Source organism: Cupriavidus sp. 86D6, from assembly GCF_057815095.1.
Genome location: NZ_JBYPSB010000008.1, coordinates 38,261 through 53,468 on the forward strand (window position 1 = coordinate 38,261; position 15,208 = coordinate 53,468).

14 protein-coding genes are annotated in these 15,208 nt (G+C 67.5%); 6 read left to right on the forward strand and 8 right to left on the reverse strand.

Features of this window, described 5'->3' with window-relative positions:
• Positions 1-53: 53 nt before the first annotated feature.
• The 3 genes from AC3G88_RS18840 to AC3G88_RS18850 form a co-directional block, all read right to left on the reverse strand.
• On the reverse strand, positions 54-830 hold the full coding sequence (locus tag AC3G88_RS18840) for a glutathione S-transferase family protein (protein ID WP_488773449.1): 777 nt from the start codon (positions 828-830) through the stop codon (positions 54-56).
• A gap of 2 nt (positions 831-832) precedes the next feature.
• Complete coding sequence (locus AC3G88_RS18845; RefSeq protein WP_488893770.1) at positions 833-2,737, reverse strand: MFS transporter; 1,905 nt, start codon at positions 2,735-2,737, stop codon at positions 833-835.
• A 160-nt stretch (positions 2,738-2,897) separates the two neighbouring features.
• Complete coding sequence (locus AC3G88_RS18850) at positions 2,898-3,353, reverse strand: CBS domain-containing protein (RefSeq protein ID WP_092595912.1); 456 nt, start codon at positions 3,351-3,353, stop codon at positions 2,898-2,900.
• 234 nt (positions 3,354-3,587) lie between these two features.
• On the opposite strand from AC3G88_RS18850, the gene AC3G88_RS18855 reads away from it, so the two are divergent.
• Genes AC3G88_RS18855 through AC3G88_RS18865 form a run of 3 tightly spaced genes read left to right on the forward strand, consistent with a single transcriptional unit; the run spans position 3,588 to position 6,067 of the window.
• A complete protein-coding gene (locus tag AC3G88_RS18855; protein WP_488893771.1) occupies positions 3,588-4,898 on the forward strand; it encodes an O-acetylhomoserine aminocarboxypropyltransferase in 1,311 nt (436 codons plus the stop codon).
• Positions 4,898-5,713, forward strand: coding sequence for an alpha/beta fold hydrolase (locus AC3G88_RS18860; protein WP_488773446.1), 816 nt, complete (start codon positions 4,898-4,900; stop codon positions 5,711-5,713). Before AC3G88_RS18855 ends, AC3G88_RS18860 begins: the two co-directional genes overlap by 1 nt.
• Before the next feature lie 36 nt (positions 5,714-5,749).
• Entirely contained in the window at positions 5,750-6,067 is a 318-nt protein-coding gene (locus AC3G88_RS18865; RefSeq protein ID WP_488773445.1) for an Mpo1-like protein, read from the forward strand.
• Positions 6,068-6,101: 34 nt separating this feature from the next.
• On the opposite strand, the gene AC3G88_RS18870 is transcribed toward AC3G88_RS18865, so the two are convergent.
• Positions 6,102-7,433: a YihY family inner membrane protein gene (locus AC3G88_RS18870; protein ID WP_488773444.1), complete on the reverse strand. Its 1,332-nt coding sequence runs from the start codon at positions 7,431-7,433 to the stop codon at positions 6,102-6,104.
• Between the two features lie 282 nt (positions 7,434-7,715).
• Between AC3G88_RS18870 and wrbA the strand changes: the two genes are divergently transcribed.
• The 3 genes from wrbA to AC3G88_RS18885 are packed head-to-tail and all read left to right on the forward strand — an operon-like array spanning position 7,716 to position 10,146.
• Positions 7,716-8,312, forward strand: coding sequence for an NAD(P)H:quinone oxidoreductase (gene wrbA, locus AC3G88_RS18875; protein ID WP_488773443.1), 597 nt, complete (start codon positions 7,716-7,718; stop codon positions 8,310-8,312).
• A complete protein-coding gene (locus AC3G88_RS18880) occupies positions 8,309-8,707 on the forward strand; it encodes a DUF2069 domain-containing protein (protein WP_488773442.1) in 399 nt (132 codons plus the stop codon). Before wrbA ends, AC3G88_RS18880 begins: the two co-directional genes overlap by 4 nt.
• A 14-nt stretch (positions 8,708-8,721) precedes the next feature.
• Complete coding sequence (locus tag AC3G88_RS18885) at positions 8,722-10,146, forward strand: FAD-binding oxidoreductase (protein WP_488773477.1); 1,425 nt, start codon at positions 8,722-8,724, stop codon at positions 10,144-10,146.
• A gap of 55 nt (positions 10,147-10,201) precedes the next feature.
• On the opposite strand, the gene AC3G88_RS18890 is transcribed toward AC3G88_RS18885, so the two are convergent.
• From AC3G88_RS18890 to AC3G88_RS18905, 4 genes are read right to left on the reverse strand one after another with little or no spacing between them, the layout of a single operon-like run.
• Positions 10,202-10,528, reverse strand: a complete 327-nt coding sequence (locus AC3G88_RS18890) for an ArsR family transcriptional regulator (RefSeq protein WP_488773441.1) — start codon at positions 10,526-10,528, stop codon at positions 10,202-10,204.
• Positions 10,525-11,961 carry an aminotransferase-like domain-containing protein gene (locus AC3G88_RS18895; protein ID WP_488773440.1) on the reverse strand — a complete coding sequence of 479 codons (1,437 nt, stop codon included), beginning with the start codon at positions 11,959-11,961 and terminating at the stop codon, positions 10,525-10,527. The genes AC3G88_RS18890 and AC3G88_RS18895 overlap by 4 nt, the downstream gene beginning before the upstream one ends.
• 51 nt (positions 11,962-12,012) lie before the next feature.
• Entirely contained in the window at positions 12,013-12,843 is an 831-nt protein-coding gene (gene fdhD, locus AC3G88_RS18900; protein ID WP_488773439.1) for a formate dehydrogenase accessory sulfurtransferase FdhD, read from the reverse strand.
• A 22-nt stretch (positions 12,844-12,865) separates the two neighbouring features.
• On the reverse strand, positions 12,866-15,178 hold the full coding sequence (locus tag AC3G88_RS18905; RefSeq protein ID WP_400396113.1) for an FdhF/YdeP family oxidoreductase: 2,313 nt from the start codon (positions 15,176-15,178) through the stop codon (positions 12,866-12,868).
• Between the last annotated feature and the right edge of the window lie 30 nt (positions 15,179-15,208).

Here is a 15,208-nt window from a genome sequence, read left to right on the forward strand (position 1 = left end):
CGGCGGCGGCATGCGGCGCCGGACGCCGGCCTGACGCCGGTCCCGACGCCAACTCACGCGCTTGCGGCGGCGGTGGCCCCAATGCCGGCCGCCGGCTGGCCGAAATCCGGTGCGAACACGCCGCTGCCCACGAAATCGGGATAAAACTGCGCCCGCATGCGTGCCAGGTAGGCCTGCAGGTTGGCGTGCGACTGCGCGGCGGCCCGGATCGGGGTCTCGAACACCGGCGACTGGAGGCTGGCCGCAAACGCGAACAGGGTGGCGTCGGCGCCGCATGGCCGGTCGCCCATCAGGTACGGCTTGTCGCCCAGGATGTCGACCACGGCCTGCACGCCCTGCACCGCGATCGCGGTCATGTCGTCCACGCTATGGCGCCCCAGGCCCTGCGACCACAGCATCTGGCGCACGCGGCGCTTGACCAGCGCCTTGACCATGCCGCGCAGCGGCCCGGGCACCACGTTGAAGAATTGCGCCGGCCCGCGCTCGAAGTTGTCGCCTTCCAGCCAGCGCACGCGCGCCACGGCCCAGTAGAGGTTGTCCTCGAGCAGCTTTTCCACCGCCCAGGCCGCGCCGCGCTCGGCCGGCGTCAGCCCCTCGTCGAAATCCACGTGGTAGGTCTTTTCGATATGCCAGCGGATCAGCGTCGAATCGGCCACCTGCCGCCCCATGTCGTCCAGGTACGGCAGCTTGCCCTTGGGCGCCCGGCGCACGTTGCCGCGCCGTGTCTGGTAGGGCAGACCGGCCAGCTTCAGCAGCATCTCGGCCTTGATGACGAACGGGCTGGCGTCGGGCAACCCAAACGCGGGACCAAACGTGAACAGGGTGATCATCGTTATTTCCAGTCGCCGCGCAGGGCAAGCACCATCTGTTGCAGACTTTCGGGGGTGGCTGACTCCGGTGGCACCGGCTCGCCTACCACCAGTTCGAGCTTGCTCAGCAGGCCGCGCCGGAACGGCCGGGTCATGGCCGGCGCGCCCTTGCGCGAGAAGAAGCTGCCCCACAGACCACGCAGCGCCATCGGCACCACCGGCACCGGCGTGCGCTGGATGATCTGCGTGACCCCGGTCTTGAACGGGTTGATCTCGCCCGTGGCCGTGATCTTGCCCTCAGGGAAGATGCAGACCAGTTCGCCGTCTTCCAGCGCGGCTGCCACGGCGTCGTAGGCGCGCGCCAGCAGTGCGGGGTTCTCGCGCGCCGGCGCAATTGGAATGGCCTTGGCCTGGCGGAAAAACCACGACAGCCCCGGCACCTTGAATATATTGTGATCCATCACGAAGCGCACCGGACGCGGACTGGCCGCCATCAGCACCACGGCATCGGCAAAGCTCACGTGATTGCAGACCAGTACGGCGGCGCCCGCTTCCGGAATCCGCTCGGCATTCACGCGGCGCAGCCGGTAGATCGTATGCACGAGCAGCCAGGCGATGAAGCGCAGCAGGAACTCGGGCACCAGCGTATAGATATAGATGGCCACCACGGCATTGAGCAGCCCCACCACCAGGAACAGCTGCGGGATCGAATAGCCGGCCTGCGTCATGAACACGCCCAGCAGCGACGCGGCGATCATGAAGAAGCTGTTCAGGATGTTGTTGGCGGCGATGATACGTGCCCGGTGCGTCGGCGCCGAGCGGCTCTGGATCAACGCATAGAGCGGCACGCTGTAGAAGCCGCCGAACATCGCCACGCAGAACAGGTCCATCAGAACCCGCCAGTGGCCCGGCTGCGCCAGGAAGCCGCCCACGCCGCTGAGCGTGCCGCTCGTGGCATGGCCATGCGTGGCGAAATAGAGATCCACCGCGAACACCGTCATGCCGATCGACCCGAACGGCACAAGGCCGATTTCCACATGGCGCCCCGACAGCCGCTCGCACAGCAGCGACCCGATGCCGATGCCGACCGAGAACACGGCCAGCAGCAGCGTGACCACGTTCTGGTCGCCGCCCAGCACATCCTTGGCGAAGCTGAAGAACGAGGTCAGGAACGTGGCGCCCAGGAACCAGAGCCAGGAAATGCCCAGCAGGCTCTGGAACACCACACGGCTCTGGCGCGCCAGGATCAGGTTGCGCCACGTCTCGGTAAACGGGTTCCAGTTGATGCGCAGGTCCGGCTGCGGCGCGGGAGACAGCGGCACACCCTGCGACACGGCCCGCCCGGCCAGCGCGATGACCACGCAGACCATGCCCACGTAGAGCGGCCCGACCACCTTGCCGTCGGCGCCGGTCAGGCCGGCCAGTTCGCCCCCCAGCAGCGTGCCCAGCAGGATGGCGACGAAGGTGCCCATTTCCACCAGCCCGTTGCCGCCCACCAGTTCGGTCTGGTCCAGATGCTGGGGCAGATAGGCGAACTTGACGGGCCCGAACAGCGTCGAGTGCAGCCCCATCAGGAACGTGCCCATGTAGAGCAGCGTGGCGCTGTGCAGGTAGAAGCCGGCCAGCCCCAGCAGCATGATGCCGATCTCCAGCGACTTCACCAGCCGGATCAGCCGCGATTTCTCGATCTTGTCGGCGATCTGCCCGCTGGTGGCCGAAAACAGCACGAACGGCGCGATGAAGATGGCGGAGATCAGAAAGGCGGCGCTATGTGGATCGACGCCGTCGAACAGCGCGGCGTGATAGGTGACCAGCGAGGTGAAGGCGACCTTGAAGACGTTGTCGTTCATGGCCCCCAGGAACTGCGTCCAGAAAAACGGGGCGAAACGGCGCACGCCAAGCAGGCGAAACTGGCTTTGTTGGCTCATCAATGGCAAACAGGAGTTGACCCCGGTGACCCGCCGGGGCATCAGTTCGCCGCCATCATGCCAGCAGCGGGCAGGATCGGCTATGGGGAGACGCTTAAATCAGACAAGTCTCACGCCGAAGGAAGTCCGATGCCAGGGCGGCACCGGACCGGGCATGGGCTCAGCGCGCGGGCTGTTCCTTTTCTTCCGGCCAGTCGCGGATGTACGCCTTGAGCATCTTGTTCTCGAAGCTCTGCTCTTCGACCACGGCCTTGGCCACGTCGTAGAACGAGATCACGCCCATCAGCGTGCGTTTTTCGAGTACCGGCAGGTAGCGGGTGTGGCGCTCGAGCATCATGCGGCGCACCTCGTTCACGTCGGTTTCGGGCGTGCAGGTCAGCGGCGCGTCGTCCATGACCTTGCGGATGCCCACGGGGCCCAGCGTGCCGTTGTTGGCGGCCAGCACCTCGATGATTTCGCGGAAGGTCAGCATGCCGACGAGGTCGCCGTACTCCATGACCACCAGCGAGCCGATGTCGTGCTCGGCCATGGTCTGGATCGCCTGCTGCAGCGGCGTATCCGGCGTGACGGTAAAGAGCGTGTTGCCCTTGATCTGCAGGATGTCGCTGACTTTCATGATGGTGTCTCCGGGGCTGCCTTGTATTGCAGGGTCTGTGGCGCAGGTTTGATGGCCGATGCTAGCCCAAACCGCCGTCTCAAGTAAAGCGAGCGCGGCCTCCAGAGGCCTGCCAGGCGGGCCCGTGGCCGCCGGGCGGCGGGAAAAACCCGGGCTGCCCCGTGTGGCGCATGGTGCTAGGATGCCGGTCGGAGACAACCACCCGCGGTCCGGCCAACCGGGCCCCTTCCCGCCATGTCCACATCGTCTGGCAGCCGCTTCGACACGCTGGCCCTGCACGCCGGCGCCGCGCCCGACCCCGCCACCGGGGCCCGCGCCACACCGATCCACCTGACTACGTCGTTCGTGTTCCGCGACAGCGAGCACGCGGCGTCGCTGTTCAACATGGAACGCGCCGGTCACGTCTATTCGCGCATCAGCAACCCCACCGTCGCCGTGTTCGAGGAACGCGTGGCCGCGCTGGAAAACGGCGCCGGGGCCATCGGCACGGCCTCTGGCCAGGCTGCGCTCCACCTGGCCGTGGCCACGCTGATGGGGGCCGGCTCGCATATCGTCGCGTCCACCGCGCTGTATGGCGGCTCGCACAATCTGTTGCACTACACGCTGCGCCGTTTCGGCATCGAGACCACCTTCGTCAATCCGCGCGATATCGACGCCTGGCGCGCCGCCATCCGTCCGCAGACGAAGCTGCTGTTCGGCGAGACGCTGGGCAATCCGGGCCTGGACGTGCTCGATATCGCCACCGTGGCCCAGATCGGCCAGGACCACCGCATTCCGCTGCTGGTGGATTCCACGTTCACCACGCCCTACCTGCTGCGCCCGTTCGACCATGGCGCCGGCCTGCTCTACCACTCGGCCACCAAGTTCCTGGGCGGCCACGGCACCACCATCGGCGGCGTGCTGGCCGAAGGCGGCACGTTCGATTTCGAGGCCTCGGGCAAATTCCCGGAACTGTCCGAGCCGTACGAGGGCTTCCATAACATGGTGTTCACCGAGGAAAGCACGGTGGCGCCGTTCCTGCTGCGCGCCCGCCGCGAAGGGCTGCGCGACTTTGGCGCGTGCATGAATCCGATGGCCGCCTGGCAACTGCTGCAGGGCATCGAGACGCTGCCGCTGCGCATGAGCCGCCACGTCGACAACACGCGCCGCGTGGTGCAGTTCCTGGCCGGACACCCGATGGTGGAATCGGTGGCCTACCCCGAACTCGAATCGCACCCCGACCATGAATTGGCGAAACGGCTACTGCCACGCGGCTGCGGCGCGGTCTTCAGCTTCAACCTGAAGGCCGACCGCAAGGCCGGGCAACGCTTTATCGAAAGCCTGGCGTTGTTCTCGCACCTGGCCAACGTGGGCGATGCCCGCTCGCTGGTGATCCATCCGGCATCGACCACGCACTTCCGCATGGACGCCGCCGCGCTGAAAGCCGCCGGCATTGGCGAAGGTACGATCCGGCTGTCGATCGGCCTGGAAGATCCGGACGACCTGATCGACGATCTGAAACGCGGTCTCAAGGCCGCCGAAAAGGCCATGGGGGGCAAGGCGTAATGAAACTGACCGTCTCCGGCCACCCGGCCTATGCCTACACGGGCGGCAAGCCGTTCGACCCTGCCCTGCCCTGTGCCATCTTCGTCCACGGCGCCCAGAACGATCACAGCGTCTGGGGGCTGCAGACGCGCTGGTTCGCCAATCACGGCTTCTCGGTGCTGGCCGTGGACCTGCCCGGCCACAACCGCAGCGCGGGCGCGCCGCTGACCACCGTCGAAGACATGGCCGACTGGGTCATGGCATTGGCCGGCGCGGCCGGCGTCACGGCCCCGGCGCTGGTGTTCGGCCACAGCATGGGGTCGCTGATCGCGCTTGAATGCGCGGCCCGCCATCCACAGGCCGTGCGCGGCATCGGGCTGCTGGCCACCGCGTATCCGATGAAGGTATCCGACGCCCTGCTCGACGCCGCGCTGCACCGCGAAGGCGATGCCATCGCGATGGTCAACCAGTGGTCCATTTCCAGCCTGGCCAGCAAGCCGTCGTCGCCGGGGCCCGGCGCGTGGATGCATGGCGGCAGCCAGCGGCTGATGGAGCGCGTCAGCGCCCGCAACCCCGGCGCCCATGTGTTCCACACCGATTTCTCGGCCTGCAATGGCTATGCCCACGGCGACGAAGCCGCCGCGGCCGTGACCTGCCCGGCGCTGTTCATCGTCGGCAGCAAGGACATGATGACCTCGCCGAAGGCGGCCCAGGCGCTGGCCGGCAAGATGCCCAAGGCCCGCGTCGTGACGGTGCCGAGCGGCCACGCGATGATGGGCGAAAGACCGGACGAGGTGCTCGACGCGCTGGCCGCGTTTGCAAGGTCTACACTGTAGAAAGATGGGAAAAAGACCAAAAATCAGGAGACTGCGATGGCCCAGGTCCATGCCAAGGAATTCGCCAGCTTTGCCGATTTCTATCCGTACTACCTGAGCGAGCACCGCGACCGCACCTGCCGGCGGCTGCATTTCGCGGGTTCCACGCTGGCGCTGGCCTGCCTGGTCACGCTGGTGGTCACCGGCAACGCCTGGTGGCTGCTGGCGGCGCTGGTATCGGGCTATGCCTTTGCCTGGGTCGGGCATTTCGGCTTCGAGAAGAACCGCCCGGCCACCTTCCGGCACCCGTTCTACAGCCTGATGGGCGACTGGGTCATGTACGCCGATATCCTGCGCGGCAAGATCCCGTTCTGAATCCGGGCCTGCACGCGGGGCGTCGGCGGCGCGCTCAGCCCTGCCCGTGCCGGCCGGGCGGCACCGCCTGGATTGCCGGGCCGGCCGCTTCGTTGGCGGCCGCATTTGCGGTCTGCTGGCGAAACACGGCTTCCAGCGGCTGGTCCAGCTGCGGGTTGTCCAGGATGCCGCGCAGCACTTCCACGCCCTGCATCTGCTGCGCCAGCGCCGTGCGCGGCAGGCGCGCCATGTTCAGCACCAGCCGGTCGTGCAGCGTGCGCAGCGTGACCTGCGACGGATCGCACAGCAGCGCCCAGTGCGCCTGGCCATGGTCCTGCTGCAGCTTGCCCACCAGGTGCAGCGCCTTGAGCTTGGCCAGCAGCCCGGCCAGGTAGTCGGCCTCCACCCGCAGCTTGCGCCCCATGTCCAGTTCTCCCACGCTGCGCGGCACTTCCTCGCGGGCGCGGTACAGCACGTAGAGCACGCCCAGCGCGTCGAAGAACTCGCTGCCCGCGAACGTGCGGCGGCGCCAGTGGCCTTCGCGGATCACCGGCAGGTTCGCCGCGATGGTTGCGCCCAGCAGCGTCACCAGCCAGCTCACATACATCCACAGCAGGAACAGCGGCAGCACGGCAAACGTGCCGTAGACGGCCGTGTAGGTCGGAATATGGGTAATGAAATAGCCAAAGGCGCGCTTGGCCACTTCGAAGGCCACGGCGGCCACGATGCCGGCGAAGATCGCGTCGCGCCAGTCCACGTAGGCATACGGCACCGCCATGTAGAGGAAGGCAAAGGCCAGCGCGGTCAGGCCGATCGGTATCAGCCCGACCAGCAGGCTCATGCCGAAGGGCAGGTTGCCGACGTAGCCCATCGAGACCGAAATCAGGTACGAACTGACCGACAGGCTGCCGCCGATCAGCACCGGCCCCAGCGTCAGCACCGCCCAGAACACCAGTACCCGCTGCGCCAGCGGGCGGCGCCGCTTGACGCGCCAGATGGCGTTGAGCGCGTCTTCCACGGTCAGCATGGTCAGTACCGACGTCACCATCAGGCCGCCCAGGCCCAGGGCGGTGAGCCCGCGCGCGCTCTTGGAAAACTGCCCAAGGTAGCGCGACACCGAATCGCTGATATTGCCGCCCGGGATCAGGTTCTGGAACAGGAAGCCCTCGATCTGGCCGCGAAACTCGCGAAACACCGGGAACGCGGCCAGCAGCGCGAATGCCACGGTCAGCACGGGCACCACGGACAGGAACGTTGTAAATGTCAGGCTGGCGGCCACCTGGGGCAGCCGGTTTTCGCCGGCGCGGCGCAGCGCGTAGCGGGCCAGTGCGCGCACCTTCTGCAGGTTCCATTCCCTGCGCAGGCGGGCAATGCGGACGGCGGACATGCGGGGGCTTTCTCCGTGGATTTCAAATAAGGATGCGACGCCGGTCCATCGCTTGCGCGCCGGGCCAGGGGCGCCGGCATGGCCGGCACGGCATCGGGGGCGTCACTTCCGGCGGCGCCCCAACTATAATACGCGGATCGTCCCGCGGCGCCGATTCCGCTGATTCACGCCGATTCACGCCGATTCACGCTGATTCCACCGTTTGCGCCGTTTGCGCCGTTCTCCACCCTTATCCATGGCGCCGGCCCCTGCCGGTCCCTGCCCGGCGCGCCTGTCCCGCTCATGACCGACATCCTCGTCCTTTACTACAGCCGCCACGGCGCCACCCGCAGACTCGCCGAACTGATCGCCACCGGCATCGAGAGCGTCTCCGGCGCACAGGCCCGCCTGCGTACCGTGCCGCCCGTATCCACCGTCTGCGAGGCCACCGCGCCCGACATTCCGCCCGAAGGCGCGCCCTATGCGGAACTGCGCGACCTGGAGGAATGCGCCGGCCTGGCGCTGGGCAGCCCCACCCGCTTCGGCAACATGGCCGCGCCGATGAAGTATTTCCTTGATGGCACGGTCGCCCAGTGGCTGTCGGGCGCGCTGACGGGCAAGCCGGCCTGCGTGTTCACGTCGACCGGCAGCCTGCATGGCGGCCAGGAAACCACGCTGCTGTCGATGATGCTGCCGTTGCTGCACCACGGCATGGTGATCGTCGGCCTGCCCTATTCCGAGCCCGGCCTGATGACCACCACGGCCGGCGGCACGCCCTACGGCCCCAGCCACCACGCGCACGTCGACAACCACGGCCCGGTCACCGACCAGGAAGCCGCGCTGGCCACGGCCATGGGCCGCCGGCTGGCGCAGACGGCCCTGAAGCTGGCCGCACGATGAAGACGCCCGACGATCGCGCGCTGCACAGCCAGCCGCTCTGGCGCCTGAGCCTGGCCAGCCTGATCGCGCTGATCGCGCTGTGCATTGCCTGGGAATGGTTCCTGGCGCCGCTGCGCCCGGGCGGATCGTGGCTGGTCCTGAAGTGCGTGCTGCTGCTGCCGGTGCTGCGCGGCGTCTGGACACGCAACCGCTACACCATGCAGTGGTCGTCGATGCTGATCCTGCTGTACTTCACCGAGGGCATCGTGCGCGCCACCAGCGACCGCGCCCCGTCGTCGTGGCTGGCCTGGGGCGAGGTGGCCCTGACGCTGGTGTTCTTTGTCGCCACGATCCTGTACCTGCGGCCCTACAAGCGCCGCGCCAAGGCCATCGCCAAAACGTCCCAACCCTCCTGACTGCCATGACCGCCGTGCATTCCGACTCGTTCCTCGATCTCTGCCGCGCCGCCATCGGTCCGCAAAACGTGCTGACCGATGCGGCCGACAAGGCGCCATACCTGACCGACTGGCGCCGCCGCTATACCGGCGACGCGCTGGCCGTGCTGCGCCCCGGGACCACCGAGGAAGTGGCCGCCGTGATGCACGCCTGCCACGCGCACCGGCTGGCCGTGGTGCCGCAGGGGGGCAATACGGGCCTGTGCGGCGGCGCCACGCCCGGAGCTGGCGAATCCGCCGCGCAGGGCGTGGTGGTGCTGTCGCTGCAGCGCATGAACCGCGTGCGCCAGGTGGACCCGCTCAACAACACCATCACCGTGGAAGCCGGCGTGATCCTGCAGCAGTTGCAGGACGTGGCGCGCGAGCATGGGCGGCTGTTTCCGCTGTCGCTGGCGGCCGAGGGCAGCTGCACGATCGGCGGCAACCTGTCGACCAACGCGGGTGGCACGGCCGTGCTGCGCTATGGCAATACGCGCGAACTGTGCCTGGGGCTGGAGGTGGTCAACGTGCGCGGCGAGGTCTGGGACGGCCTGCGCGGCCTGCGCAAGGACAATACCGGCTACGACCTGCGCGACCTGTTCATCGGCGCCGAAGGCACGCTGGGCGTCATCACCGCCGCCGTGATGAAGCTGTTCCCGGCGCCGCGCGCCCGCGTGACGGCGCTGGCCGCGGTCAAGAGCCCGCGCGCCGCGCTGGCCCTGCTGGCCATCGCCCAGTCGCACGCCAGCGCCATGCTTACCGGCTTCGAACTGATGTCGGCCCTGTGTATCGACCTGGTGACCCGGCACTTTCCGCAGCTGCGCTATCCGTTCAGCGAGCACCATCCGCAACTGGTGCTGCTGGAACTGTCCGACAGCGAGAGCGAAGACCACGCCCGGCACATCTTCGAGACCATGATGGAAGCGGCCTTCGACGCCGGCGTGGTGACCGACGCGGTGGTGGCGGAATCGGTGCAGCAGTCGCGCGATTTCTGGAACCTGCGCGAGCATATTCCGCTGGCCCAGGTGGAGGAAGGCAAGAACGTCAAGCATGACATCGCCGTGCCGATCTCGCGCGTGGCCGATTTCATCGAGACCACCGACGCGCTGCTGCAGGACGCCTTCCCCGGATCGCGCATGGTCACGTTCGGGCACCTGGGCGACGGGAACCTGCACTACAACGTGTCGCCGCCGGTCGGTGTGGACAACGACCAGTTCCTCAAGCATCAGGACGCCATCAACCTGATCGTCCACAACAGCGTCCACGCCCACAACGGCTCGATCTCGGCCGAACACGGCCTGGGCCAGCTGAAGCTGGAGGAAAACCGCCGCTACAAGAGCGACGTCGAACTGGCCATGATGCGCGCGATCAAGCAGGCGCTGGACCCGCAGGGACTGATGAATCCGGGCAAGGTCGTGTGAGGGGAGATCGGCGCCCCTTTCTCCCTCCAACGGGAGGGGGGAGACATCGCCGGCTTCAATGCAGCACCGGTGCCGCGCCGTCCCCATCCGGCTCGCCAAACAGCTGCGCGCACACCGCCTGGCCTTCCTCGGTCAGCCGTGCCGTGCCGCGCCCGTCTTCCTCGATGACCGTGTCGACCAGTTCGGCGGCGCCCAGCTGGGTCAGCACGCGCCGCAGTACGCTCATCTGCACGCTGGCGCGCTTGCTCAGCCGGGCCAGGGACAGATCCTTGTCCGCGCCGCGCTGGCCGTGGTCCCACAGCGTCTTGAGGATCGCCCCCACCACGGGGTCCAGGGCATCGTCCTCGCCTTCCGGCATGTCGTCTGCTGCGTCGTTGGTCATGTCGTCTCCCTTTCTTGTAATGTCGCCACGAGCTTGCCCAGCGTGATCACGGCGGATTCCATGGCTTCGGACCACGCGCCGCTGTAGTTCAGGCGGATGCAGTTCGTGTAGGTGGGCACGGGCGAGAAGATATGCCCCGGCGCCACCGTGATGCGCCGCTCCAGCGCGGCGTGGTACAGCGCCATGGCGTCCACCTCTTCGGGCAGTTCCACCCACAGCACATAGCCGCCGGCCGGGCGCGACACGCGCGTGCCTGCCGGGAAAAAGCGCCGCACGGCGGCCGCCATGATGTTGGCCTGCTGGGCGTAGGCCTTGCGCACGCGGCGCAGGTGATAGTCGTAGCCATCGCGGCGCAGGAACTCGGCGATGGCCAGTTGCGGAATCGTCGAGGTGGTCAGCGTGTTCAGGAACTTGAGCCGCTCCACCTTCTCCCTGTAGCGCCCGGGCAGTGCCCAGCCAATGCGGTAGGCGTTGGTCAGCGTCTTCGAGAACGACGAGCAGTGCAGCACGATGCCGGCCGTGTCATAGGATTTCAGCGAAGTTGGATGGGCGTCGCCGTAGTACAGCTCGCCATAGACGTCGTTCTCGATGACGGGGATGTCGCGCTCGGTCAGCAGGGCCACCAGCGCCTGCTTGCGCGCGTCGGACATCTGGAAGCCCAGCGGATTCTGGAAGTTCGGCATGACCATGCAGGCGGCCACGGGCCGCTCGTCGATCAGCCGGGCCAGCGCCTGGACGTCGATGCCTTCCACGGGATCGGTGGCCACCTCCACGGCGCGCATGCCCAGCCGTTCGATGGCGTGCAGCATCGCGTAGTAGGTGGGCGACTCCACGGCAATCGTGTCGCCCGGCCTGGCCACGGCCTGCAGGCACAGGTTGATGGCCTCGGTCGCGCCAATCGTCACGACAACCTCGTTCGGATCGACCGTGTAGCCGTTTTCCAGGTAGCGGCGCGTGATCTGCCGGATCAGCTCGGGCGACCCCGGCGGCAGGTCATCGAGCACGCTCCAGGTGTCATAGCGTTTGCCGATGGCGTTGGCGTACTGGATGATGCGCTGCCACGGATACAGCTTCGGGTCGGGGTATGGCGAGCCCAGCGGCACGGCGTCGTCGGCGCGGATCGAGCGCAGCGTGGACAGCACCAGCGCGCTGACATCGACAGCCGACGGCCGCGCGGCCGGCCGCGAGGGCTGCAGGTCGATGGCCGGCTCGCCGGGCCGGGCGCGCACAAAGTAGCCCGACTGGGGCCGGCTTTCCAGGATGCCGCGCGATTCCAGCAGCAGATAGGCGCGGATGACCGTGGTGATGCTCAGCCGGTGGTGCTGGGCCGCCTGGCGCACTGACGGGATCTTTTCGCCGGGCAGCAGCACGCCCTGCTGCACCAGGGCCTCGATATCGGCCGCGAGCTTTTCGTACAGGGTTGCGGTTGCCAACGGGTCTTCGCCTTTACTGGAGGGTCCGGGGGGCGCCGGACAACCCAGGCGTCAGCCTGCGGCCACCAGCGAATCGGATGCTAATACGGATTCAGGCGAAGTGTATTCGACGAAGCCATCCTGGCGGCAAAAGCTCAGCAGCCGCACGCCGGCCTGTTCCGCGATGCGGATGGCCAGCGAGGTCGGCGCCGAGATCGTCGCCAGCATCGGAATCTGCATGCGGGCGGCCTTGCGCACCAGTTCGTAGCTGGCCCGGCTGGACAGGAACACGAACCCGTCGCCGAAGGTTTCGTGCGCCCGGGCCAGATGGCCGATCAGCTTGTCCAGCGCGTTGTGGCGCCCCACGTCCTCGAACACGGCACGCAACTGGCCGTCGGGCGCGCACCACGCCGCGGCGTGGACGCCGCCGGTGGCCGCCATCAACTGCTGGCGGGCACGCAGCGCATCGGCCGCGTGCCGGATCATGGCCGCCGTCGGCGCGATGGTGCGCACTGCCGCCAGCGGCTCGGGCACCAGGTCGAGCAAGGCCAGGCTCTCGATGCCGCAGACGCCGCAGCCGGTACGGCCGGCCAGCGTGCGGCGCCGTGCCTTCATGGCCATGAAGGCACGCTGGCTGATCCGCAGGCGGACCTCGATGCCATCGCAGCCGGGCTGCACCTCGACGTCGTAGATCTCGCGGACGCTGTCGACGATGCCCTCGGTCAGCGAGAAGCCGACCGCGAACGCCTCCAGGTCCAGCGGCGTGGCCATCATCACCGCGTGCGAGATGTCGTTGTAGACCAGCGCGACCGGTACTTCCTCGGCCACGTTGTCGATCTCCAGCGCGACGGCGTCGCCCTGGTGGCGGCGGATCTCGCGCGCGATATAGCCGCGTTCGGCCATGTACTTCCCCCTGCGGTGGTCTTCAGCCCTGGCCGGCGCGCTGCAGCAGCACCGGAATCGACTTCGACGTGGGCGTACCCGACCGGTCGCCGATGCTTTCCAGCGGCACCAGCGGATTGGTCTCCGGATAGTAGGCGCCCAGGCAGCCGGCCGGAATGTCGTAGTCGACGAGCAGGAAGTCTTGCACATGGCGCGTCACGTCGTCTTCCCAGACACTGGTGATATTGACGCGTTCGCCCTCTGCAAACCCCAGCCGCTCGCGGTCGGCCCGGTTGATGAACACCACGCGGCGCAGGCCGAACACGCCGCGATAACGGTCGTCCAGGCCATAGATCGTGGTGTTGTACTGGTCGTGGGAGCGCGTGGTCATCATGACCAGCAGGTCGTCGCCGTACCTGGCCCGGGCACGCTTGATCGGCGTGTCGCGGTCGATGGCGTGCACCAGGAATTCGGCCTTGCCCGAGGCCGTGCGCCACACGCGGTTGCGCGAGGCCGGCGTCAGGTGGAAGCCGCCCGGCTGCGCCACGCGCTCGTTGTAGCGCTCGAAGCCCGGAATCACCTTTTCGATGGCGTCGCGGATGCGTGCGTAATCCTGCGCGAACCACAGCCAGTCCACCTTGTTCGACCCCAGCGTGGCGTCGGCCATCTTCGCCACGATCATGGTTTCCGACAGCAGGTGCGGCGACGCCGGCTTGTTCATGCCATACGAGATATGCACCATGCAGACCGAGTCTTCCACGGTCACGCCCTGCGGCACGCCGCCCTGCTCGTCCACCTCGGTGCGGCCCAGCGTCGGCAGCAGCAGCGCATCGCGCCCGATCACCAGGTGGCTGCGGTTCAGCTTGGTGGCGATATTGACGGTCAGGTCGCACTGGCGCAGCGCCTGCCAGGTACGCGGGGTATCCGGGGTGGCGATCGAGAAATTGCCGCCCAGGCCCACGAACACCTTGACCTTGCCTTCGAGCATCGCGTTGATGGCGGCCACCACATCCTGGCCATGGTGGCGCGGCGGCTCGAAGCCGAACGTGGCGCCCAGGCGGTCCAGGAAGGCATCGTCGGGCTGTTCCTCGATGCCCATCGTGCGGTCGCCCTGCACGTTCGAATGGCCGCGCACCGGCATCAGGCCCGCCCCGGGCCGGCCGATATTGCCGCGCAGCATCATCACGTTGGACAGCAACTGGATCGTGCGCACGCTTTCCTTGTGCTGGGTCAGGCCCATGCCCCAGCACATGATGGTGCGCTCGCTGTTCACGTAGACGTCGGCCAGCGCGTCGATATCCTCGCGCGTCACGCCCGATTCGGCCACGATGTCGGCCCAGCTTTCGGCGCGCAGGTCGGCGGCGAATGCCTCGTAGCCGGCCGTATGTTCGTTGACGAAGGCGATATCGACCACGCGCTTGCCGCCCGTGGCCACGGCCGCGTCGTCAAGCTCGATCACGCGCTTGCCGATGCCCTTGAGCAGCGCGAAGTCGCCGGCCAGCCTGGGCCGCACGAACATCGACGCGATCTGCGTGCCGCTGCCGCCGAGCATCTCCGTCACATGCTGCGGGCTGACAAAACGCTCCAGGCCACGCTCCTTGAGCGGGTTGATCGACACGATCTTCGCGCCGCGCCTGGACGCATCGCGCAGTTCGTTGAGCATGCGCGGATGGTTGGTGGCCGGGTTCTGGCCCCACACCATGATCGTGTCGGCCAGCTGGAAGTCGTCGAGCAGCACGGTGGCCTTGCCCACGCCCACCGTCACCGGCAGGCCCCGGCTGGTGGCCTCGTGGCACATGTTCGAGCAGTCCGGGAAGTTGTTGGTGCCGTACATGCGCACGAACAGCTGGAACAGGAACGCGGCTTCGTTGCTGGCGCGGCCCGAGGTGTAGAACGTGGCGGCGTCGGGGGTGTCCAGGCGGCGCAGGTGATCGGCAATCAGGCGGAACGCGTCATCCCAGGCCACCGGCACGTACTTGTCGGTGGCGGCGTCGTAGCGCACGGGATGGGTCAGGCGGCCGTGCTGTTCCAGTTCGTAGTCCGACTGCTGCATCAGTTCGGTGACCGTGTACTGCGCGAAAAACGCGTTGGTCACACGCTTGCTGGTGGCCTCGGCGGCCACGGCCTTGACGCCGTTCTCGCAAAACTCGAACGTGGACGCGTGCTGGCGGTCGGGCCAGGCGCAGCCCGGGCAGTCGAAACCATCCGGCTGGTTCTGCTTGAACAGCGTCCGGTATTTGCCGCCGGCCACCTTTTCCTTGACCAGATTGATGGCGACCTGCTTGAGCGCACCCCAGCCGGCGGCCGGGTGCGTATAGGGGGCGATATGCCCCTTTTCGGGCGTGGGAGTACTCATGGGGGCGACTTCCAGAACAATGGCCCGAGT